At 71.1% G+C, this 19588-nt stretch carries 19 protein-coding genes; 8 read left to right on the top strand and 11 right to left on the bottom strand.

The annotated features are described in order from the left end of the window. Positions 1-67: 67 nt before the first annotated feature. From AB0K65_RS26210 to AB0K65_RS26195, 4 genes are all read right to left on the bottom strand, one after another. Positions 68-1204 carry a hypothetical protein gene (locus AB0K65_RS26210; RefSeq protein WP_365720604.1) on the bottom strand — a complete coding sequence of 379 codons (1137 nt, stop codon included), beginning with the start codon at positions 1202-1204 and terminating at the stop codon, positions 68-70. Then, on the bottom strand, positions 1186-1911 hold the full coding sequence (locus AB0K65_RS26205) for an ATP-binding cassette domain-containing protein (RefSeq protein WP_365720602.1): 726 nt from the start codon (positions 1909-1911) through the stop codon (positions 1186-1188). Before AB0K65_RS26205 ends, AB0K65_RS26210 begins: the two co-directional genes overlap by 19 nt. Positions 1912-2137: 226 nt before the next feature. Then, on the bottom strand, positions 2138-3517 hold the full coding sequence (locus tag AB0K65_RS26200; protein WP_365720600.1) for an aspartate aminotransferase family protein: 1380 nt from the start codon (positions 3515-3517) through the stop codon (positions 2138-2140). Beyond that, positions 3502-4008, bottom strand: coding sequence for an Lrp/AsnC family transcriptional regulator (locus tag AB0K65_RS26195; RefSeq protein ID WP_365720598.1), 507 nt, complete (start codon positions 4006-4008; stop codon positions 3502-3504). Before AB0K65_RS26195 ends, AB0K65_RS26200 begins: the two co-directional genes overlap by 16 nt. Positions 4009-4186: 178 nt before the next feature. Between AB0K65_RS26195 and AB0K65_RS26190 the strand changes: the two genes are divergently transcribed. Both AB0K65_RS26190 and AB0K65_RS26185 read left to right on the top strand, forming a co-directional pair. Beyond that, positions 4187-5623, top strand: coding sequence for a gamma-aminobutyraldehyde dehydrogenase (locus AB0K65_RS26190; protein WP_365720596.1), 1437 nt, complete (start codon positions 4187-4189; stop codon positions 5621-5623). Positions 5624-5888: 265 nt separating this feature from the next. Then, entirely contained in the window at positions 5889-6413 is a 525-nt protein-coding gene (locus tag AB0K65_RS26185) for a hypothetical protein (RefSeq protein ID WP_365720594.1), read from the top strand. Here the strand turns inward: AB0K65_RS26185 and AB0K65_RS26180 are convergent. The 6 genes from AB0K65_RS26180 to AB0K65_RS26155 all read right to left on the bottom strand — a co-directional run bounded on the left by AB0K65_RS26180 (position 6392) and on the right by AB0K65_RS26155 (position 12094). Next, positions 6392-7576 carry a serine hydrolase domain-containing protein gene (locus AB0K65_RS26180; protein ID WP_365720592.1) on the bottom strand — a complete coding sequence of 395 codons (1185 nt, stop codon included), beginning with the start codon at positions 7574-7576 and terminating at the stop codon, positions 6392-6394. The two genes, AB0K65_RS26185 and AB0K65_RS26180, sit on opposite strands and share 22 nt — an antisense overlap. Before the next feature lie 96 nt (positions 7577-7672). Continuing rightward, a complete protein-coding gene (locus AB0K65_RS26175) occupies positions 7673-8377 on the bottom strand; it encodes a response regulator transcription factor (protein ID WP_365720590.1) in 705 nt (234 codons plus the stop codon). Then, entirely contained in the window at positions 8374-9555 is a 1182-nt protein-coding gene (locus AB0K65_RS26170; RefSeq protein ID WP_365720588.1) for a histidine kinase, read from the bottom strand. Before AB0K65_RS26170 ends, AB0K65_RS26175 begins: the two co-directional genes overlap by 4 nt. Positions 9556-9573: 18 nt before the next feature. Then, complete coding sequence (locus tag AB0K65_RS26165; protein WP_365720586.1) at positions 9574-10359, bottom strand: SAM-dependent methyltransferase; 786 nt, start codon at positions 10357-10359, stop codon at positions 9574-9576. Beyond that, complete coding sequence (locus AB0K65_RS26160) at positions 10356-11048, bottom strand: glycerophosphodiester phosphodiesterase (protein ID WP_365720584.1); 693 nt, start codon at positions 11046-11048, stop codon at positions 10356-10358. Before AB0K65_RS26160 ends, AB0K65_RS26165 begins: the two co-directional genes overlap by 4 nt. 20 nt (positions 11049-11068) lie before the next feature. Continuing rightward, the gene (locus tag AB0K65_RS26155) at positions 11069-12094 is read right to left on the bottom strand and encodes an adenosine deaminase (protein WP_365720582.1); all 1026 of its coding nucleotides are present in this window, start codon (positions 12092-12094) and stop codon (positions 11069-11071) included. 74 nt (positions 12095-12168) lie between these two features. Between AB0K65_RS26155 and AB0K65_RS26150 the strand changes: the two genes are divergently transcribed. Continuing rightward, a complete protein-coding gene (locus AB0K65_RS26150; RefSeq protein WP_365720580.1) occupies positions 12169-12864 on the top strand; it encodes a DUF4190 domain-containing protein in 696 nt (231 codons plus the stop codon). 223 nt (positions 12865-13087) lie between these two features. Here the strand turns inward: AB0K65_RS26150 and AB0K65_RS26145 are convergent, their stop codons facing one another. After that, a complete protein-coding gene (locus AB0K65_RS26145) occupies positions 13088-13630 on the bottom strand; it encodes an NADAR family protein (protein WP_365720578.1) in 543 nt (180 codons plus the stop codon). Between the two features lie 175 nt (positions 13631-13805). On the opposite strand from AB0K65_RS26145, the gene AB0K65_RS26140 reads away from it, so the two are divergent. From AB0K65_RS26140 to AB0K65_RS26120, 5 genes are all read left to right on the top strand, one after another. After that, on the top strand, positions 13806-15320 hold the full coding sequence (locus AB0K65_RS26140) for a gamma-aminobutyraldehyde dehydrogenase (protein WP_365720576.1): 1515 nt from the start codon (positions 13806-13808) through the stop codon (positions 15318-15320). A gap of 74 nt (positions 15321-15394) precedes the next feature. After that, complete coding sequence (locus tag AB0K65_RS26135; protein ID WP_365720574.1) at positions 15395-16642, top strand: spermidine/putrescine ABC transporter substrate-binding protein; 1248 nt, start codon at positions 15395-15397, stop codon at positions 16640-16642. A 42-nt stretch (positions 16643-16684) separates the two neighbouring features. Continuing rightward, positions 16685-17836, top strand: a complete 1152-nt coding sequence (locus tag AB0K65_RS26130; protein WP_365720572.1) for an ABC transporter ATP-binding protein — start codon at positions 16685-16687, stop codon at positions 17834-17836. Then, the gene (locus AB0K65_RS26125) at positions 17833-18768 is read left to right on the top strand and encodes an ABC transporter permease (RefSeq protein WP_365720570.1); all 936 of its coding nucleotides are present in this window, start codon (positions 17833-17835) and stop codon (positions 18766-18768) included. Before AB0K65_RS26130 ends, AB0K65_RS26125 begins: the two co-directional genes overlap by 4 nt. Continuing rightward, positions 18768-19562 carry an ABC transporter permease gene (locus AB0K65_RS26120; RefSeq protein WP_365720568.1) on the top strand — a complete coding sequence of 265 codons (795 nt, stop codon included), beginning with the start codon at positions 18768-18770 and terminating at the stop codon, positions 19560-19562. The genes AB0K65_RS26125 and AB0K65_RS26120 overlap by 1 nt, the downstream gene beginning before the upstream one ends. The last annotated feature ends 26 nt before the right edge of the window (positions 19563-19588 follow it).

The following is a 19588-nucleotide window of genomic DNA, read 5'->3' as shown; positions in this document are numbered from 1 at the left end:
CCGGCGCCCGCGGACCCGCCGGACTCCGAGGACGGGCATCCCGCCTCGGGGTGCAGCGCCGCGCGCGTCACCGCAGCGGGACCGCCGCCAGTTCGGCCACCAGCCAGGTCAGGGGGAGGAACACCGCGAGCAGGACGCCCGCGCGGAGCAGCGCCGCCGTGCGCAGGACCGTGGGCGGGGCGCCGAGGCGCAGGAGGGCCTCGGTCGTGTGCGCGCGGCACTGCTTGGACTCCAGGGCCGCCGTCAGCAGCGTCGCCGTCGTGCAGGCCATCACCAGACCCGCGCCGAGGCCCGTCAGCAGCCCGAAGTCTCCCGTGCCCGCGTCGTACAGGGTGGCCGCCGCGAGGCCGCCCGAGCCCACCGCGCAGACGACGCCGAGCGGCCGCCCGATGCGCCGGGACTCGTCCATCAGGACGCGGCCGGCCAGCAGCCGGACCGCGCCCGGGCGGACGGACTGGAGGAGGCGGCCGCACCAGTGGGTGATGCCGGGACCCGCCATCGCCAGGCCGGCCGCGGTGAGGATCCAGCCGGCGAGCACGCCGGCGGGGCTGCCTTCGAAGCGTCCCGGCAGGGGGAAGGCGTCGCCGCCGCCCTGCCCCGCGTACGTCTCCACCGCGAGGCCCACGGCCAGCAGCGCCACGCCCCACGGCAGGCCGGACGGGGCCGCCTTCGCCGCGCCCTCCGGGGCGGCCGGCTTCCTCGGCCGCAGCGCGAGGGCGGCCGCGGTCGAGGCGGCCACCGGCAGGATCGCGAGCAGGGTGAGCGCGGCGGCCACCGGGAGCGGCTGCCCGGCGGCGAGCAGGTCGGCGCCCGCCCCGTCGAACGGCAGCCCGGTGATGTCCCCGCGCAGGTGCAGGAAGAGCAGCAGCGCGACCATGGAGCCGAGCGTGCAGGAGACCGCCGTGGACGCGGCGGCCAGGGCCGTCAGCCGGGCGGGGCCGAGTCCGACCGCCGAGAGCCCCGGCCGGGGCCGGGTGCTGGGATCCGTACGGGCCACCGCCACCGCGAAGTGCACGGTCGCCGCCATCGGGATCGCGCACCACAGCAGACGCAGCGTGGAGGCGGCCGAGTCGGCGGGGTGGCCGAGGGCGTACCCCAGCGTGCACAGCAGCAGGAATCCGACACCCGCGGACGCCGCGGCGACCAGGAGCCGCCGCAGCAGGACGAGGGGGTGGGTTCCGCGGACTAGACGGAGAGCGAGCACGTGGCGACGCCCTCCGCCCCTGTCGTACCCGCGCCGCTCACCCGGCGCCCGTCGAGCAGGGCGACCGTGCGGTCGGCGAGGGTGGCCACTTCGGTGTCGTGGGTGGCGAGCAGCACCGTGATCCGGTGCGAGCGGGCCGCGGCCGTCAGGGTGCGCAGCACCTGCGACCCGTCGGCCTGGTGGAGCGAGGCGGTCGGCTCGTCGGCGAAGAGCACCGAGGGGATGGTGACCAGGGCCCGGGTGATCGCGATCCGCTGGCGCTGCGACTGGGTCAGGGCGTGCGGCCGCTTGCGGGCGCACATGCCGATGTCGAGCCGCTCCAGCCACTCCCCGGCGGTGGTCCTGGCAACCCGGTGCGAGACACCGCGCAGCAGGAGGGGCAGGGCCGCGTTCTCCCACGCGGTCAGCTCGGGGACGAGTCCGGGCTCGGGACCGATCCAGCCGAAGCGGTCCCGGCGGAGCCGTTCCCGCTGGGCCTGGCTCAGGGTGTGCACGGGGCTGCTGTTGAACCAGACCTCGCCCTGCTGGGCGACGGCCTGCCCCGACAGGCAGTGCATCAGGGCGGTCTTGCCGCTGCCGCGCGGCCCGAGCAGGGCGAGGATCTCTCCCTCGCGGACCCCGAGGGAGACACCACTGAGCGCGGCGGAGCCCTCCAGGGAGTAGTGCAGGGAACGCGCCCAGAGCACGTCGTTGTCCGGTGGGGCCATCGCGTACACCTCGAGGTCGATCGAAGTCGGATCTGATGTCTGGTCCCCCGTGTTCCCCCGTACGGGGGAACGAAAGGACGGGCCTTCGGGTCACTGGGCACCGTAAGGATTCAGATCCGTTTGTACGGACAGCACGCGGCCCGGGCCGCCGCCATCCACTCGGATGGCGGGCATGCCCGGGCCGGGGGTCACGCCGTGAGGGCGGCGTGAGGTCCTGCGGGGAGGATCAGAGCTTGGTCCACGCCTCGGTGAGCACCGAGCGCAGGATGCCTTCGATCTCGTCGAAGGTGCCCTGGTCGGCGATCAGCGGCGGGGCCAGCTGGATGACCGGGTCGCCGCGGTCGTCGGCCCGGCAGTACAGACCGTTGTCGAAGAGCGCCTTGGAGAGGAAGCCGTAGAGCACGCGCTCGGTCTCCTCGTCCGTGAAGGACTCCTTGGTGGCCTTGTCCTTGACGAGCTCGATGCCGTAGAAGAAGCCGTTGCCGCGGACGTCGCCGACGATCGGGAGGTCGTGCAGCTTCTTCAGGGTGTCGAAGAAGTTGCCCTCCTGGTCCAGCACGTGCTGGTTCAGGCCCTCCTTGTCGAAGATGTCGAGGTTGGCGATGGCGACCGCCGACGACACCGGGTGGCCACCGAAGGTGTAGCCGTGCAGGAAGGTGTTGTCACCCTTGTAGAACGGCTCCGCGAGGCGGTCCGAGACGATGCAGGCGCCGATCGGGGAGTAGCCCGAGGTCATGCCCTTGGCGCAGGTGATCATGTCCGGCACGTAGCCGAACTTGTCACAGGCGAACATCGTGCCGAGGCGGCCGAAGGCGCAGATCGTCTCGTCGGACACGAGGAGCACGTCGTACTGGTCGCAGATCTCGCGGACCCGCTGGAAGTACCCGGGCGGCGGCGGGAAGCAGCCGCCGGCGTTCTGCACCGGCTCGAGGAAGACGGCGGCGACGGTGTCGGGGCCCTCGAAGAGGATCTGCTGCTCGATCTGGTCGGCGGCCCAGCGGCCGAAGGCCTCCGGGTCGTCGCCGTGGATCGGGGCGCGGTAGATGTTGGTGTTCGGCACCTTGTGCGCGCCGGGGACCAGCGGCTCGAAGGGGGCCTTCAGCGCCGGCAGGCCGGTGATCGACAGGGCGCCCTGCGGGGTGCCGTGGTAGGCGACGGCACGCGAGATGACCTTGTACTTGGTGTGCTTGCCCTGCAGCTTGAAGTACTGCTTGGCGAGCTTCCATGCGGTCTCGACGGCCTCGCCGCCACCGGTGGTGAAGAAGACCTTGTTCAGGTCGCCGGGAGCGTAGTGGGCCAGACGCTCGGCGAGCTCGACGGCCTTGGGGTGCGCGTACGACCACACGGGGAAGAACGCGAGCTCCTGGGCCTGCTTGTACGCGACCTCGGCCAGCTCCTGGCGGCCGTGTCCGGCGTTGACCACGAAGAGACCCGCGAGACCGTCGAGGTAGCGCTTGCCCTTGTCGTCGAAGATGTAGGTGCCCTCACCACGCACGATGGTGGGAACGGGCGAGTTCTCGTACGACGACATGCGGGTGAAGTGCATCCACAGGTGGTCGTAGGCGGTCTTGGAGAGGTCCTTGCTCACGGCTATCGGGTTCCCCACATATAGGTCTGCTTCTTGAGCTTGAGGTAGACGAAGCTCTCGGTGGAGCGCACGCCGGGGAGGGTGCGGATGCGCTTGTTGATCACATCCAGCAGGTGGTCGTCGTCCTCGCAGACGACCTCCACCATCAGGTCGAACGAGCCCGCGGTCATCACCACGTACTCGCACTCGGCCATGGCAGTCAGCGCGTCGGCGACCGGATCGAGGTCGCCCTCGACGTTGATGCCGACCATCGCCTGCCGCCGGAATCCCACGGTGAGCGGGTCGGTGACGGCGACGATCTGCATGACGCCCTGGTCGAGCAGCTTCTGGACGCGCTGCCGTACGGCGGCCTCCGACAGGCCCACGGCCTTGCCGATGGCGGCGTACGGACGGCGACCGTCCTCCTGGAGCTGCTCGATGATCGCCAGGGAGACGGCATCGATCGTCGGGGACGAACCGGATGCGGTCCTGGAGTTCGTGCTTTGACTGGCCACAACCTCACTGTGCACCGAGACTCGTCTGTCTGGCAAGCCAGGAGCGATGAAATTCGTCGTTTCGACTTCGCAATGACACTGAATCCGAAGTTGCGGGAGGGCGGGCCTGTCGAAAGCGTCCGCCGAGCGACTACTGTGGTGGTGTCTCATCCATCGGGACAGATCGAACTCTGAACGACAGGAGGGGTGGCAAGTGACCACCGAGCTGCGCCGGCTGCGTAACTACATCAACGGGGAGTTCCGGGACGCCGCCGACGGGCGGACCATCGAGGTGGTCAACCCGGCCACGGGTGAGGCCTACGCCACGTCTCCGCTCTCCGGTCAGGCCGACGTCGACGCCGCCATGGAGGCCGCCGCGGCCGCGTTCCCGGCCTGGCGCGACAGCACGCCCGCCGAGCGCCAGAAGGTCCTTCTCAAGATCGCGGACGCCTTCGAGGAGCGGGCCGAGGAACTGATCGCCGCCGAGGTCGAGAACACCGGCAAGCCGGTCGCCCTCACCGCGAGCGAGGAGATCCCGCCCATGGTGGACCAGATCCGCTTCTTCGCGGGCGCCGCCCGGCTGCTCGAGGGCCGCTCGGCCGGCGAGTACATGGAGGGCATGACCTCGATCGTCCGCCGTGAGCCGGTGGGCGTCTGTGCCCAGGTCGCGCCGTGGAACTACCCGATGATGATGGCCGTGTGGAAGTTCGCCCCGGCTCTCGCCGCGGGCAACACGGTCGTCCTCAAGCCCTCGGACACGACCCCCGCGTCGACCGTCCTGATGGCGGAGATCATCGGCTCCCTCGTGCCCAAGGGCGTCTTCAACGTGATCTGCGGCGACCGCGAGACCGGCCGCGCGATGGTCGAGCACCCGGTGCCGGCGATGGCCTCCATCACCGGTTCGGTACGCGCCGGCATGCAGGTCGCCGAGTCGGCGGCCAAGGACGTCAAGCGCGTCCACCTGGAGCTGGGCGGCAAGGCCCCGGTCGTGGTCTTCGAGGACACCGACATCGCCAAGGCCGTCGAGGACATCTCCGTGGCGGGCTTCTTCAACGCGGGCCAGGACTGCACCGCCGCGACCCGCGTCCTCGTGCACGAGTCGATCCACGACGAGTTCGTGTCGCAGCTGGCCAAGGCCGCCGCCGACACCAAGACGGGTCAGCCGGACGACGAGGACGTGCTGTACGGCCCGCTGAACAACGCCAACCAGCTGAAGCAGGTCTCCGGCTTCATCGACCGCCTCCCGGCCCACGCCAAGGTCGAGGCGGGTGGCCACCAGGTCGGCGACAAGGGCTACTTCTACGCCCCGACCGTCGTCTCCGGCCTGCGGCAGGACGACGAGATCGTCCAGAACGAGGTCTTCGGCCCGGTCATCACGGTGCAGTCCTTCCGTGACGAGAAGCAGGCCCTGGAGTACGCCAACGGCGTCGAGTTCGCGCTCGCGTCCTCGGTCTGGACGAAGGACCACGCCCGTGCGATGCGCATGTCGAAGTCGCTCGACTTCGGCTGCGTGTGGATCAACACCCACATCCCGCTGGTCGCGGAGATGCCGCACGGCGGCTACAAGAAGTCCGGCTACGGCAAGGACCTCTCGGCGTACGGCTTCGAGGACTACACGCGCATCAAGCACGTGATGACGTCCCTGGGCTAGGGAAGGGCGATCCGAGCGGGCGGCCGGGGACGGCGCGTCCGAAGTCGCGGGCGGCCGGGAATCCTTCCCGGCCGCCCGTCGGCGTACTCGCCCCCGGTCCGCCCGTCGGCGGCTACCGCGCCCGGCGGCGGCGTGATCGGCGGGATGTCGGGGCGGTGGCGCTCACGGAGCCGGAGAGTCCACGCGGGGCGGCCCGTGCCCGGGCGCCGTGCGCCGCGCGACCCCCAGTTTTTGAACGCGTTCATGAGGGGCGTACGCTGCGATCATGAGCGACACGAACGGGCCGAGAGCCCTCCTCAAGCGCATCCGCGTCTGGCTGGTCGTCTTCATCGTCTGCCTGGTGCTCAGCGGGGTCACCGCCTTTCCCCTGGTCACCGAAGTGCGCCTGCTGGAGAGCGCCCTGACCTCCTGGGCCGCCCCCGTCGCGGACGTCCTCCCCGGGCTGCTGGAATGGATCCGGCGCGTCGGCGAAGGCCTCGACACCGCCGACACGCGCTACCCCTTCCTGCTCTACGGCACCGACTGGCTGGCCTTCGCCCACCTCGTCATAGCCGTCGCCTTCTACGGGCCCTACCGCGACCCGGTCCGCAACATCTGGGTCGTCGAGTTCGGCATGATCGCCTGTGCCGGAGTCATCCCCCTCGCCCTGATCTGCGGACCGATCCGCGGCATCCCCTTCTGGTGGTCGGTCATCGACATGTCGTTCGGCGTCGTCGGGATCGTCCCGCTGCTCGTCGTGCGCAGGATGATCAAGCGCCTGGAGGCGCTTCAGGCCGTCGGCGCGCCGTAGGCCGCCACCACGAGGTTCCTCGCCACCTCGTTCATGCCCTGACCCTTCGTGTCCGTGGAGTTGACGCTGTAGACCAGCGTGCGCGAGCCGTCCCGGGTCGACGCGATCGCCGCGTTGTAGCCCCAGCGGCCGCCCGTCTTGCCCCAGACCTCGCGCCCTCCGAGCTTCTGCATCGAGAGCCCCGCCGCGTACGCGGCCGGGGCGCCGGTCTTGACGTCGGTCACCTCCGGAAGCGTGAACATCTCCTCGAGGAGGGGGCCGCGCACCACCCGTCCCTGGAAGAGCGCCCGGGTGAAGCGCTCCAGATCGGCCGTCGTGGAGATGAGGTCACCGGCCGCCCAGCCGTCCGTCGTCCCCCACACCGACACGTCGCGCAGCCCGGTCGTGCCGTCCTCCAGCACCATCGCCTGGTAGCCGTGGTTGTGCGGCCCCCGGATGCGGGGGTCGGCCCCCGGCAGGTACGTGTCGCGCAGTCCGAGCGGCCGCAGGACACGGGCGGTGACCTGGTGCTCGAAGGTGTCACCCGTCACGCGCTCGATCAGCAGACCGGCGATCGTGTAACCGATGTTGAGGTAGTGCTGCCGGGTCCCGGGCGCGAACTCGCGCTCCTTCGCCGTCGCCGAACGGACCATCTCCCGGGGGTCGTACACCCGGAAGCGGTCGGCGTACCACTCCTCGACCGTGGTCCCGGCGAAGTCGGGCGCCGGGATGCCGTGGGTGTGGTTGACCAGCTGACGGACCGTCACCCTCCCGTAGGAGGCGGGGATCAGCTCCGGCAGATAGGAGCGGGCCGACCGGTCCAGATCCAGCCGTCGCTCGGCGGCCAGCTGGAGGACGACCGCCGCCGTGAACACCTTGGTCACCGAGCCGGCCCGGAAACGGGCGTCCGGATCGGCCGGGGCGCCGGTCTCCAGATCGTGCACGCCCGCACTGCCCCGCCAGGTGCCCTCCGTGCCCCCGACCCGGGCCAGCGCCGCCGTCGTGCGCCCCGTCGGCAGCCCGGCGATCGCCGCCTCCAGGGCGGAGTCCGACACGGGCGCGTGCAGCGCGGGCGAGGCGACGGAGGCGCCGGCCGGGGCGGCGGCGGCCGGCAGGACGGCCGGACCGGCCGCGACCCCGAGGACGAGGGCGGCGGCGAGCAGCGTGCGGGTGGTGCTCTTCATGGTGAACTCCGTGGAGGTGAGCCGTTGTCGTCGATGGCTCCATCCTGTCGACCGGAGCCCGGATCCGGATCGCCCGCACCGGCGGTCTTCGCGCGGTCAGTTCCTCGCCGACGCGGGGGAGGAGGACCCGCCCCCGTCTCCCCCGGCGGGGGGAGAGCCCGCCGTGACCAGCCCCGTCTCGTACGCGCAGATCACCGCCTGGATCCGGTCGCGCAGGCCCAGCTTCCCGAGCACGTTGCCGACGTGGGTCTTGACCGTGTGGTCGCTGACGACCAGTTCCGCCGCGATCTCCGCGTTCGACAGACCGCGGGCGAGCAGCAGCAGCGTCTCGCGTTCCCGGGTCGTGAGCCGTTCGAGCCGGGGATCCGTGCGACGCGGGCCGCCCGAGGTGTACTGCTCCACGAGCCGCCGGGCCACGGACGGCGCGAGCAGCGAGTCCCCCCGCGCCACCACCCGGACCGCGTGGACCAGGTCGTCGCGGCGGACGTCCTTCAACAGGAAGCCGCTCGCCCCCGCGTGCAGGGCGTCGTAGACGTACTCGTCGGAGTCGAAGGTCGTCAGCATGACCGTCCGGCACCCCGAGCCGGCGCCGATCGTCCGGCACGCCTCGATGCCGTCCATGCGCGGCATCCGGATGTCGAGCAGCGCCACGTCGGGCGCGTGCAGGCGCACGGCCTCGACCGCCTCGATCCCGTCCCCGGCCTCCGCGACGACCTCGATGTCCGGCTGCGCGTCGAGGATCATCGAGAACCCGCTGCGCACCAGCTCCTGGTCGTCGGCCACCACCACGCGGATCGTCAACGCGCCACCTCCGCCCGAGAGGTGACGGGCACCCGGGCCCGCACCTCGAAACCCCGGCCGTGCGGTCCAGGACCCGTGACGGCCGTACCGCCGTGTGCGGCGGCGCGCTCGCGCAGCCCGACGAGACCGTGCCCGCCGGAGCCAGGCTGCGGGCCCCGACCGTCGTCCCGCACCACGATCTCCAGGGCCCGGTCCTCGTAGGCGAGCAGGACGGACACCGTCCGGGCGCGGGCGTGCCTGACCACGTTGGTCAGCGCCTCCTGGACGATCCGGTACACCGTCGCCCCGGTGGCGGCGGGCAGCGCCCGCACCTCGCCGGCCGTGGCATAGGTGACGTCGAGCCCGCCGGCCCGCACCCGCTCCATCAGGCCGGGCAGGCCCGCGAGGTCCGGCTGCGGCGCGCGCGGGGCGTCGCCGGACCCGTCCGGCGGGCCGTCGCCCTCCCGCAGGACCCCCAGCATCCGGCGCAGCTGCGCCATGGCCTCCCGGCCCGTCTCGGAGATCGCGTCGAAGGCGGCCTCCGCCCGTTCCGGAGCCGTCCGGACCGCCACCGGACCCGCCTCCGCCTGCACGATCATGAGGCTCACGGCGTGGGAGAGGATGTCGTGCATCTCCCGCGCGATCCTGGCGCGCTCGCGCGCGGCGGCCTGTTCCGCCTCGACCCGGTGGGCCCGCTGACGGGCGTCGGTCAGCCGGCCGAAGACGTACGCCGCCGCGAACACGAAGAGCGAGAAGGTCAGTTCGCGCACCGACCGGGTGTTCAGCCACACGGAGACGGGCACCGCGAGCATGAGCAGGACGACCGTGACCAGACGGTCGCGGGGCGGGCAGATCGCGGCGATCGTGTAGACGATGACCAGGCCGGTGTACGGCAGGGGCTGCCCGGGGCCGTCCACGGCGATCCGGTACAGCGCGCTCGTCGCCAGGATCGCCAGGAGGACGGTCATGGGCGCGCGCCGCCGCCACGCCAGCGGCAGGACGGTGAGGGTGGTCAGCCCGTACGCCTGCCACGTCGCGGGCTCGAGCCCGGGGGCGCGCGGTACGACGAACGGCATGGTCATCGCCGCCTGGACGAGCAGGGCGAGGCCGATGTCGACCGCCCAGGGCCGGGCGCCGAGCAGGGTCCTGCCCCGGTCCCACCAGCCCCGCCCCGCCGCCCGTATCCCCGCCCCCCACATCCCTATCCCCCGCCGCCCTTAGGGCTTGCGGCCCACCGCGCCGAACTGGGCCACCTCGCTCGCCGGGGCGAAGCGCCAGCTCGCGCACGAGACGACGCCGGGGTCGAGGATCTCCAGGCCGTCGAGGAAGGAGACGAACTCGGCGCGGCTGCGGGCGGTGATCGGCGGGGTGGCGTTCTCGTTCCAGAACTCCATCGCCGCCACGTTGCCCTCGCCGCCGAGCTCCGGCTCCAGGGTCGGATGGGTCAGCACGAGATGGCTGCCCGACGGCACCGCGTCCATCAGCGTGCGGACGATGCGCCGTGCCTCGTCGGTGTCCAGGACGAAGTTGAGGATGCCGAGCATCATCACCGCGACCGGCTGCCCGAGGTCCAGCGTCTTCGCCGCCGCCTCCACAATCCGCTCCGGCTGCCGGGCGTCCGCGTCGACGTACTCGGTGACGCCCTCGGGGGAGCTGGTCAGCAGCGCGCGGGCGTGGGTCAGCACGATCGGGTCGTTGTCGACGTACACGACCCGGGCGTCCGGCGTGATCCGCTGGGCGACCTCGTGGGTGTTGTCGGCGGTCGGCAGTCCCGTACCGATGTCGAGGAACTGGCGCACCCCGGCGTCCGCGGCCAGATGGGTCACGACACGGCCGAGGAACGCCCGGTCCGCGCGCGCCACTTCGCCGATGCCGGGATAGAAGCCGGTGACCTGGTCACCGACCGCGCGGTCCACCGGGTAGTTGTCCTTGCCGCCCAGCCAGTAGTTCCACACCCGGGCGTTGTGGGCGACGTCCGTACGGATTCTCTCGGTGCCGGTCACCTGGGGACATCCCTTCGCAGTTCGGCGGCGAGCGCGTCCACACGGTTCGTGGTGATCGAGTCCACGCCGTGGGTGATCAGCTTACGCATGCTCCGCCGGGTGTCGGCGGTCCAGGCCGAGACGAGGTAGCCGTCGCGGTGCACCTTGTCCACCAGCTCCCGACTCACCAGGCCGAAGCGGTAGTTGAGCCAGCGAGGCCGGACCGCGTCCAGCAGGACGGCACGGGGCGGGGAGAGCGAGTTCCACGTCAGGGAGATCTCGGCGGACGGGTCGGCCGCCCGGATCTGGAGCATGGCGACGCCGCCCGCGCAGTAGTAGACGCGCTCGGCCGCGCCGCACTCGCGGACCGTGCCCACGATGGTGCGGACCGACGTCTCGTCCCCTCCGGGCAGGTCGAGCAGCAGCCGGTGCGGCCCCGCCGCGATCAGGGCCTCGCGCAGGGTGGGGACGCCGTCGCGGGTCAGCTCCCGCAGCTGTGCGAGGGAGAGGGCCGAGAGTGCCCGGTCGTGGCCCCAGAGCCGTTTGAGGGTGTCGTCGTGCAGGAGGACGGGGACACCGTCGCCGGTGAGCCGTACATCGATCTCGACGGCGTCCGCACCGGCCTCGATCGCCGAGACGATCGAGGGCACGGTGTTCTCGCGGACGCGGTAGGGGTCGCCGCGGTGGCCTACGGCAGTGACGTGGTCCATGGGCCCCATTGTGGCGGCTGTCAGCGGCCCAGCCAGGTGTCGGTGTACGTGTCGATCTCGGCGCTGATCCGGGCCTTGCCGGGCGCGTCGAGGAAGGACGCCTCCACCGCGTTCTTGGCGAGGGCGGCCAGGCCGCGCTCGTCGAGGTCCAGGAGACGGGCGGCGACCGCGTACTCGTTGTTCAGGTCGGTCCCGAACATCGGCGGGTCGTCGCTGTTGATCGTGACCAGGACCCCGGCGTCCACCATCTCCTTGAGGGGGTGCTCGTCCAGGTGCGTGACCGCGCGGGTCGCGATGTTGGAGGTCGGGCAGACCTCCAGGGCGATGCGGTGCTCGGCGAGGTGGGCCAGCAGGGCCGGGTCCTTCACCGCGCTGGTGCCGTGCCCGATGCGCTCGGCGCGCAGGTCGTGCAGGGCGTCCCAGATCGTCTGCGGCCCCGTTGTCTCGCCCGCGTGGGGAACGGAGTGCAGGCCGGCCGCGATCGCGCGGTCGAAGTAGGGCTTGAACTGCGGGCGCGGCACCCCGATCTCCGGGCCGCCGAGACCGAAGGAGACCAGGCCCTCGGGGTGCAGGTCGACGGCGAGCCGGGTGGTCTCCTCGGCGGCGGCCAGACCGGCCTCGCCGGGGATGTCGAAGCACCAGCGCAGCATGACGCCCAGCTCGGCCTCGGCCGCCTTGCGGGCGTCCTCGATGGCCTCCATGAAGGCGGCCTCGTCGATCCCCCGACGGGTCGAGCTGAACGGGGTGATCGTCAGCTCGGCGTAGCGGATGTTCTGGCGGGCCATGTCACGGGCGATCTCGAAGGTCAGCAGCCGGACGTCCCCCGGGGTGCGGACGAGGTCCACGACCGAGAGGTAGACCTCGATGAAGTGCGCGAAGTCGGTGAACGTGAAGTAGTCGACGAGCGCCTCCGGGTCGGTGGGGACCTTGGAGTCGGGGTGGCGGGCGGCCAGCTCGGCGACGATGCGGGGGGAGGCGGAGCCGACGTGGTGGACGTGCAGCTCGGCCTTGGGGAGCCCGGCGATGAAAGGATGGAGATCGGTCATCCGATCATCGTAGGCGGGCCGTTCCACCGTGGGGGCGAGGTCGTAGCATGGCGGCACCACGATGGGGGAGGCCCATGTCAGAGAAGAGCGACCAGCCGCAGGGCGGGTACGACCCGGCGGATCCGTGGGCTCCGCCGAACCGCGACGGGGTGGAACTGAGCAAGCCGGCCACGCCGCCGGCGCAGGACCGTCCGCCGGTCCACGACCAGCCGACGATGACGGCGATGCCGACGGGGGACGGCGGCACGGGCCAGGTGCCGCCGCCTCCGGTGGCGCCCGGCGGCCCGGCGGCCGCGCCCGGGGCGTACGGCTACCCCGCGGCGCCCACCGCGCCGACGACCCCCGGGGGCACGGCCGGGTACGGCTACTCCGCCTATCCGGCGTACGGCTCGACCCCTTACGGCTCCACCGGGTACGGCGCCGGTGGCTACGGCCAGACCGGTTGGCAGCAGGCCCCGGCCAACGGCATGGGGACGGCCGCGATGGTGCTCGGCATCGTCTCCGTGGTCGGCTTCTGCCTGTACGGCCTCGGCGGCATCCTGGGCGTCCTCGCGCTGATCTTCGGGATCATCGGCGTGAAGAAGGCGGGCCGGGGCGAGGCGACGAACCGGGGCATGGCGGTCGCGGGCATCGTGCTCGGCGCGATCGGGATCCTCATCAGCGCGGCCTTCCTGGCCTTCGTGATCTGGGCGGTCCAGCAGGACCCGTCGACCTTCGAAGAGGACCCGTCGGACCCGTTCGCGACGAGCCTGGTCGCGGACCGGCGGTAGGCACGGGACCGGCCCGGCCCGGCGCCACGAGGCGGCGGCGCGGTCGGACGGCGGGAGGGGCGGCCCCCGAGGGGCCGCCCCTCCGCGTTTCCGCCCTGGTGCGTCGCGCCCCCGCACGCTGCCGCCCCTCCACGCTCCCGCCGCTCCCGACCCCTCGCGCTCCCGCCGCTCGCCGTAGGCGGCGTTCGGCGTCCCCGCCGGTCGGCCCGGGCGCTCCCGCCCGTCAGCCCAGCCGCTCCCGGGCCTCCATCAGGGCGAAGCCGAGGAGGTTCAGGCCGCGCCACCGGGAGGGATCCGTCGCGCGGGCGTCGTCGGCGGCCAGACCGATGCCCCAGATCCGGTCCATCGGGCTCGCCTCGACCAGGACGCGTCCCCGGGTGCCGAGCAGGAACCACCGCAGCCGCTCGTCGGAGGAGAACTTGTGGACGCTTCCCTCCACGACGATCCCGAAGCGCTCCCGCTCCCAGACCTCGCCGTCGAAGCCCCGCACCAGGCGCCCCGCCTTCTTCGCCTCGGCGGGCGAGGACGCGGCCAGCGCCGCCCGCTCGGCGTCCGCGTCCCCGAAGAGCCGCGCCTTCTCGGCCATCATCCAGTGCTCGGCGGTCGCGTACCGCACTCCGGCGACCTCGAACGGTGACTCCCACCACTGGCTGAGACAGCTGGCCGAGAGGGCCCCGTCCGGCCGTGGCCGGTGACCCCAGAAGTGCAGCCACTTCACGCGCTCACCACTGCTGACCTGCTGCGTCAGCTCCTCGATCTTCCCCATGCATGCGAGTGTGGCAGTCGCCACGGACACTCCGTACGGGTATTTCCCGGGTCCCTCGACACATGGTCGACCGATTCCGTCGCGTAACCAAAAGGCAACAACGGAATCCCTTGTTGGGCAAGCGTGCCTCTGTCAGGATCGGCACTCAATTCGAGCTGGAACAACGGAGAGCGTCATGGGCAACCGCTTCCAGGTGACGGACCGCTTCGCGGCCGGCGCACAGTACATCGGCGGGCGGCTGCGGCCCGGAACCTCGGGTGAGGAGCACAGCGTCGTCGACCCGGCCACCGGCGAGAGCGTGTACACCTACGCCCTCGCCTCCACCGCCGACGTCGACGCCGCCGTCGCCGCGGCCCGGGAGGCCTTCCCCGCATGGGCGGCCGCCACCCCGGGCGAACGCTCCGACGCCCTGCACCGCTTCGCGGGCGTGCTCGCCGAGCGGGCCGAGGACTTCGCCCGCGTCGAGTCCCTCCAGTGCGGCAAGCCGATCAGGCTCTCCACCGAGTTCGACGTCCCCGGCACGATCGACAACACCGCCTTCTTCGCCGGCGCCGCCCGCCACCTCCAGGGCCAGTCCGCCGGCGAGTACAGCGGCGACCACACCTCGTACGTACGGCGCGAGCCCATCGGTGTCGTCGGCTCCATCGCCCCCTGGAACTACCCGCTCCAGATGGCCGCCTGGAAGGTCCTCCCGGCCATCGCCGCCGGCAACACCATCGTCCTCAAGCCGGCCGAGCTCACCCCGCTCACCTCGCTGATGTTCGCCCAGGCCGCCACCGAGGCGGGCATCCCCGACGGCGTCGTCAACATCGTCACCGGGGCCGGGCGGACCGCCGGCGAACACCTCGTCGGCCACCCCGACGTGGCCATGACGTCCTTCACCGGATCCACCCCCGTCGGCAAGCGGGTCGCCGAGATCGCCACCTCCACCGTCAAGCGGCTCCACCTCGAACTCGGCGGCAAGGCGCCCTTCGTGGTCTTCGACGACGCCGACCTGGAGGCGGCCGCACACGGCGCCGTCGCCGCCTCCCTGATCAACACCGGCCAGGACTGCACCGCCGCCACCCGCGCCTACGTCCAGCGCCCGCTCTTCGACGCCTTCGTCGCCCGCGTCGCCGAACTCATGGAGAGCGTCCGCCTCGGCGACCCCTTCGACCCCTCCACCGACCTCGGACCGCTGATCAGCCACGCCCAGCGCGACCGGGTCGCGGGCTTCGTCGACCGTGCCCGCGGCCACGCCACCGTCGTCACCGGCGGCGAGGCCCCGGGAGGCGAGCTGAAGAACGGTGCGTACTATCGTCCGACCCTGATCACCGGCGCCGCGCAGGACAGCGAGGTCGTGCGCTCGGAGATCTTCGGACCGGTCCTGGTGGCCCTGCCCTTCGACGGCGACGACGAGGGCATCCGGCTCGCCAACGACACCCCCTTCGGACTCGCCGCCTCCGCCTGGAGCCGCGACGTCTACCGGGCGAACCGGGCCACCCGCGAGATCAAGGCGGGCTGCGTCTGGGTCAACGACCACATTCCGATCATCAGCGAGATGCCGCACGGCGGCTACAAGGCGTCGGGATTCGGAAAGGACATGTCGGCGTACTCCTTCGAGGAATACACGCAGGTCAAGCATGTGATGTTCGACAACACCGCGGTCGCCGCGAAGGACTGGCACCGCACGATCTTCGGGGACCGATAACCATCCGAAACGCGGCTCACGCCGCATGGCCTGCCGTCCGACCAGCGGCGAAACCATCCCGAAAGGCACAGCGCATGGAGCAGTACGAGCCCGACCGCCTCTCGGCCGCCCAGCTCGCGGCGATGCGACGCAGTCTGACGAGCGGCCGCGGAGCCCTCAGCCGCCGTTCGATGCTGCGCGCCGGAGGAGTCGGCGCGCTCACGGTCGGCGGCCTCGCGTCCCTGAGCGCCTGCGGCATCCCGCCGGCCAAGCGGGAGGGCCAGGGCCCCGCGTCCACGGACTTCTCGGCCAAGGAGAAGCAGCTGAGCTTCTCCAACTGGACCGAGTACATGGACGTCAGCGAGGACGAGAAGTCCCGCCCCACCCTGGAGGCGTTCACCAAACGCACCGGGATCAAGGTCAAGTACACCGAGGACATCAACGACAACGTCGAGTTCTTCGGCAAGATCAAGCCGCAGCTCGCGGCCGGCCAGGACACCGGCCGCGACCTGATCTGCGTCACCGACTGGCTCGCCGCCCGCATCATCCGGCTCGGCTGGGCGCAGAAGCTCGACCCGTCGAACCTCCCCCACGCCTTCGCCAACCTCTCCGCCCAGTTCCGCCGCCCCGACTGGGACCCGGGCCGCGCCTACTCGTACCCGTGGACCGGCATCTCCACCGTCATCGCTTACAACGCCAAGGCGACCGGCGGCAAGAAGGTCGACTCGGTCACCCAGCTCCTCGACGACCCCTCCCTGAAGGGCCGGGTCGGCTTCCTCACCGAGATGCGCGACTCCGTCGGCATGACCCTCCTCGACATGGGCAAGGACCCGGGGGCCTTCACCGACGCCGACTACGACCAGGCGATCGGACGGCTGCAGAAGGGCGTCGACAAGAAGCAGATCCGTCGCTTCACCGGCAACGACTACACCTCCGACCTGGACAAGGGCGACCTCGCGGCCTGCCTCGCCTGGGCCGGCGACGTCATCCAGCTGCAGGCCGACAACCCGGACATCAAGTTCGCCATCCCCTCGGCCGGCTACATCACCTCCAGCGACAACCTCCTGGTCCCGGCCAACTCCCGGCACAAGACCAACGCCGAGAAGCTCATCGACCACTACTACGAGCTTCCGGTCGCCGCCCAGCTCGCCGCGTACATCAACTACGTCTGCCCGGTCGACGGGGTGAAGGACGAGCTCGCCAAGATCGATCCCGAGCTCGCGAACAACACGCTGATCCTCCCCGACAAGGCCATGGCCGCGAAGTCGCGCGCCTTCCGCTCGCTGACGAGCCGGGAAGAGACGGCGTACGAGGAGAAGTTCGCCAAGCTCATCGGTGCGTGAGCAACCGTCGTCCACCTCTTACGAACACCGGGATCGCAACCCATGACTGACACGACCACCGGCGGCGACGTCCGTCTCACCGGCATCAGCAAGACGTACGGCTCCTTCACCGCCGTCCACCCGCTCGACCTGACCGTCCCGCAGGGCTCCTTCTTCGCCCTCCTCGGCGCCTCCGGCTGCGGGAAGACCACCACCCTGCGCATGATCGCCGGCCTGGAGGACCCCACCACCGGGTCGGTCTTCCTCGGCGACAAGGACGTCACCGACCTCCCGCCGTACAAGCGGCCGGTCAACACCGTCTTCCAGTCCTACGCGCTCTTCCCGCACCTGGACATCCACGAGAACATCGCCTTCGGCCTGCGCCGGCGCGGCATCAAGTCCGTGAGGAAGCAGGTCGGCGACATGCTCGACCTCGTCCAGCTCGGCGACAAGGCCAGGCACAAGCCGCACCAGCTCTCCGGCGGCCAGCAGCAGCGCGTCGCCGTGGCGCGCGCGCTCATCAACCACCCGCAGGTGCTGCTGCTCGACGAGCCGCTCGGCGCCCTCGACCTCAAGCTGCGCCGCCAGATGCAGCTGGAGCTCAAGCGGATTCAGACCGAGGTCGGCATCACCTTCGTCCACGTCACCCACGACCAGGAGGAGGCCATGACCATGGCCGACCAGGTCGCGGTGATGAACGGCGGCCGGGTCGAGCAGCTCGGCGCGCCCGCGGACCTCTACGAGAACCCGCGCACGACCTTCGTCGCCAACTTCCTCGGCACCTCCAACCTCATCGAGGCCGAGGTCGCCGAGACCGGCGCCAACGACCTGGTCGTGACGGCCGGCGGCGGCAAGCTCCGGCTGCCCGCCGACCGCTGTACGGCGGCCGTCCGCGCCGGCGGCAAGGTCCTCGTCGGCGTCCGCCCCGAGAAGATCTCCCTCACGCACGCCGACGACGCGGGAAGCATCGCCGACGGCCGCAACAAGGTCACCGGCCGGATCGTCGACTCCTCCTTCATCGGCGTCTCCACGCAGTACGTGGTGAACAGCCCGGCGGGCGCGGAGCTCCAGGTGTACGAGCAGAACATCGAGCGGGACGCGCGCCTGACGCCCGGCGCCGAGGTCGTCCTGCACTGGAACCCGGCCCACACCTTCGGTCTCGACGCGGCCCAGGCCATCGACGCGGGCGTGGAGACGCTGGAGGACGCCTCGTGAGCACCACCCTCGCCAAGGAGGCGCCGCCCACGCCCCCCGCGCCGGACCTCCCGGTCCGCAAGGCGGCCACTCGCAAGCGGCTCGTCCCGTACTGGCTGCTCCTCCCCGGCATCGTCTGGCTGCTCGTCTTCTTCGCGCTGCCGATGGTCTACCAGGCCTCCACCTCGGTGCAGACCGGCTCCCTGGAGAAGGGCTTCGAGGTCACCTGGCACTTCCGGACCTACTGGGACGCCTTCCAGGAGTACTGGCCCCAGTTCGTCCGCTCCCTGCTGTACGCCGGTACCGCCACCCTGCTGTGCCTGCTGCTCGGCTACCCGCTGGCCTATCTGATCGCCTTCAAGGCCGGCCGCTGGCGCAACCTCCTCCTCGTCCTGGTCATCGCGCCCTTCTTCACCAGCTTCCTCATCCGGACGCTTGCGTGGAAGACGATCCTGGCCGACGGCGGTCCGGTCGTGGACGTCCTCAACACCCTGCACGTCCTGGACGTGACCAGCTGGCTCGGCTGGACCGAGGGCGACCGGGTGCTGGCCACCCCCATGGCGGTGGTCTGCGGACTCACGTACAACTTCCTGCCGTTCATGATCCTGCCGCTCTACACCTCCCTGGAGCGGATCGACGGGCGGCTGCACGAGGCGGCCAGGGACCTCTACGCCTCGCCCGTCACCACCTTCCGGAAGGTGACCTTCCCGCTCTCCATGCCGGGCGTGGTCTCGGGCACGCTGCTCACCTTCATCCCCGCGAGCGGCGACTACGTCAACGCCGAACTCCTCGGCTCGACCGACACCAAGATGGTCGGCAACGTCATCCAGTCGCAGTTCCTCCGGGTGCTCGACTATCCGACGGCGGCCGCGCTGTCCTTCATCCTCATGGCGATCGTGCTGGCCATGGTCACCGTCTACATCCGCCGCGCCGGAACGGAGGACCTGGTCTGATGCGCTGGATTCGTCGCAACCTCGTCGTCATCGCGGGCCTGCTCACGCTCGCGTACATGATCGTGCCGAACGTCGTCGTGATGGTGTTCTCGTTCAACAAGCCGAACGGCCGCTTCAACTACGCCTGGCAGCGCTTCTCGCTGGACGCCTGGAAGGACCCCTGCGGCGTCGCCGACCTGTGCGGCTCGCTGACCCTCTCGCTCCAGATCGCCGCCTGGGCGACGCTGGGCGCCACGGTCCTCGGCACGATGATCGCCTTCGCGCTGGTCCGCTACCGCTTCCGCGCGCGGGGCGCGATCAACTCGCTGATCTTCCTGCCGATGGCGATGCCCGAGGTCGTCATGGCCGCCTCCCTGCTCACGCTCTTCCTGAACATGGGCGCCGAGCTCGGTTTCTGGACGGTCCTGATCGCCCACGTCATGTTCTGCCTGTCCTTCGTCGTCACCGCCGTCAAGGCACGCGTGATGTCGATGGACCCGCGACTCGAGGAGGCCGCGCGCGACCTCTACGCGGGCCCGGTACAGACCTTCGTACGGGTCACGCTGCCGATCGCGGCCCCCGGCATCGCCGCCGGAGCGCTGCTCGCCTTCGCCCTCTCGTTCGACGACTTCATCATCACCAACTTCAACGCGGGCTCGACCGTCACCTTCCCCATGTTCGTCTGGGGCTCGGCGCAGCGCGGTACGCCCGTCCAGATCAACGTCATCGGTACGGCGATGTTCGTCCTCGCCGTACTGGTGGTGGTGGCCGGACAGATCATCACGAGCCGGCGCAGGAAGACAGCGGCAAGCTGAGTAGGCACAGAAGCACCTGAAGGAGT

Origin of the sequence: Streptomyces sp. NPDC053755 (assembly GCF_040677675.1) — a bacterium.
In the GTDB taxonomy this organism is placed as follows: Bacteria; Actinomycetota; Actinomycetes; order Streptomycetales; family Streptomycetaceae; genus Streptomyces.
The sequence above is the reverse complement of the archived record's forward strand: the minus strand, read 5'-3'. Positions and strand labels throughout refer to the sequence as shown.

Excerpts from the sequence above, each read along its gene's own strand:
- AB0K65_RS26205 (WP_365720602.1), bottom strand. The coding sequence starts at position 1,911 with ATGGCCCCACCGGACAACGACGTGCTCTGGGCGCGTTCCCTGCACTAC.
- AB0K65_RS26185 (WP_365720594.1), top strand. The coding sequence starts at position 5,889 with ATGAGCGACACGAACGGGCCGAGAGCCCTCCTCAAGCGCATCCGCGTC.
- AB0K65_RS26180 (WP_365720592.1), bottom strand. The coding sequence starts at position 7,576 with ATGAAGAGCACCACCCGCACGCTGCTCGCCGCCGCCCTCGTCCTCGGG.
- AB0K65_RS26170 (WP_365720588.1), bottom strand. The coding sequence starts at position 9,555 with ATGTGGGGGGCGGGGATACGGGCGGCGGGGCGGGGCTGGTGGGACCGG.
- AB0K65_RS26160 (WP_365720584.1), bottom strand. The coding sequence starts at position 11,048 with ATGGACCACGTCACTGCCGTAGGCCACCGCGGCGACCCCTACCGCGTC.
- AB0K65_RS26155 (WP_365720582.1), bottom strand. The coding sequence starts at position 12,094 with ATGACCGATCTCCATCCTTTCATCGCCGGGCTCCCCAAGGCCGAGCTG.
- AB0K65_RS26150 (WP_365720580.1), top strand. The coding sequence starts at position 12,169 with ATGTCAGAGAAGAGCGACCAGCCGCAGGGCGGGTACGACCCGGCGGAT.
- AB0K65_RS26145 (WP_365720578.1), bottom strand. The coding sequence starts at position 13,630 with ATGGGGAAGATCGAGGAGCTGACGCAGCAGGTCAGCAGTGGTGAGCGC.
- AB0K65_RS26140 (WP_365720576.1), top strand. The coding sequence starts at position 13,806 with ATGGGCAACCGCTTCCAGGTGACGGACCGCTTCGCGGCCGGCGCACAG.
- AB0K65_RS26135 (WP_365720574.1), top strand. The coding sequence starts at position 15,395 with ATGGAGCAGTACGAGCCCGACCGCCTCTCGGCCGCCCAGCTCGCGGCG.
- AB0K65_RS26130 (WP_365720572.1), top strand. The coding sequence starts at position 16,685 with ATGACTGACACGACCACCGGCGGCGACGTCCGTCTCACCGGCATCAGC.
- AB0K65_RS26120 (WP_365720568.1), top strand. The coding sequence starts at position 18,768 with ATGCGCTGGATTCGTCGCAACCTCGTCGTCATCGCGGGCCTGCTCACG.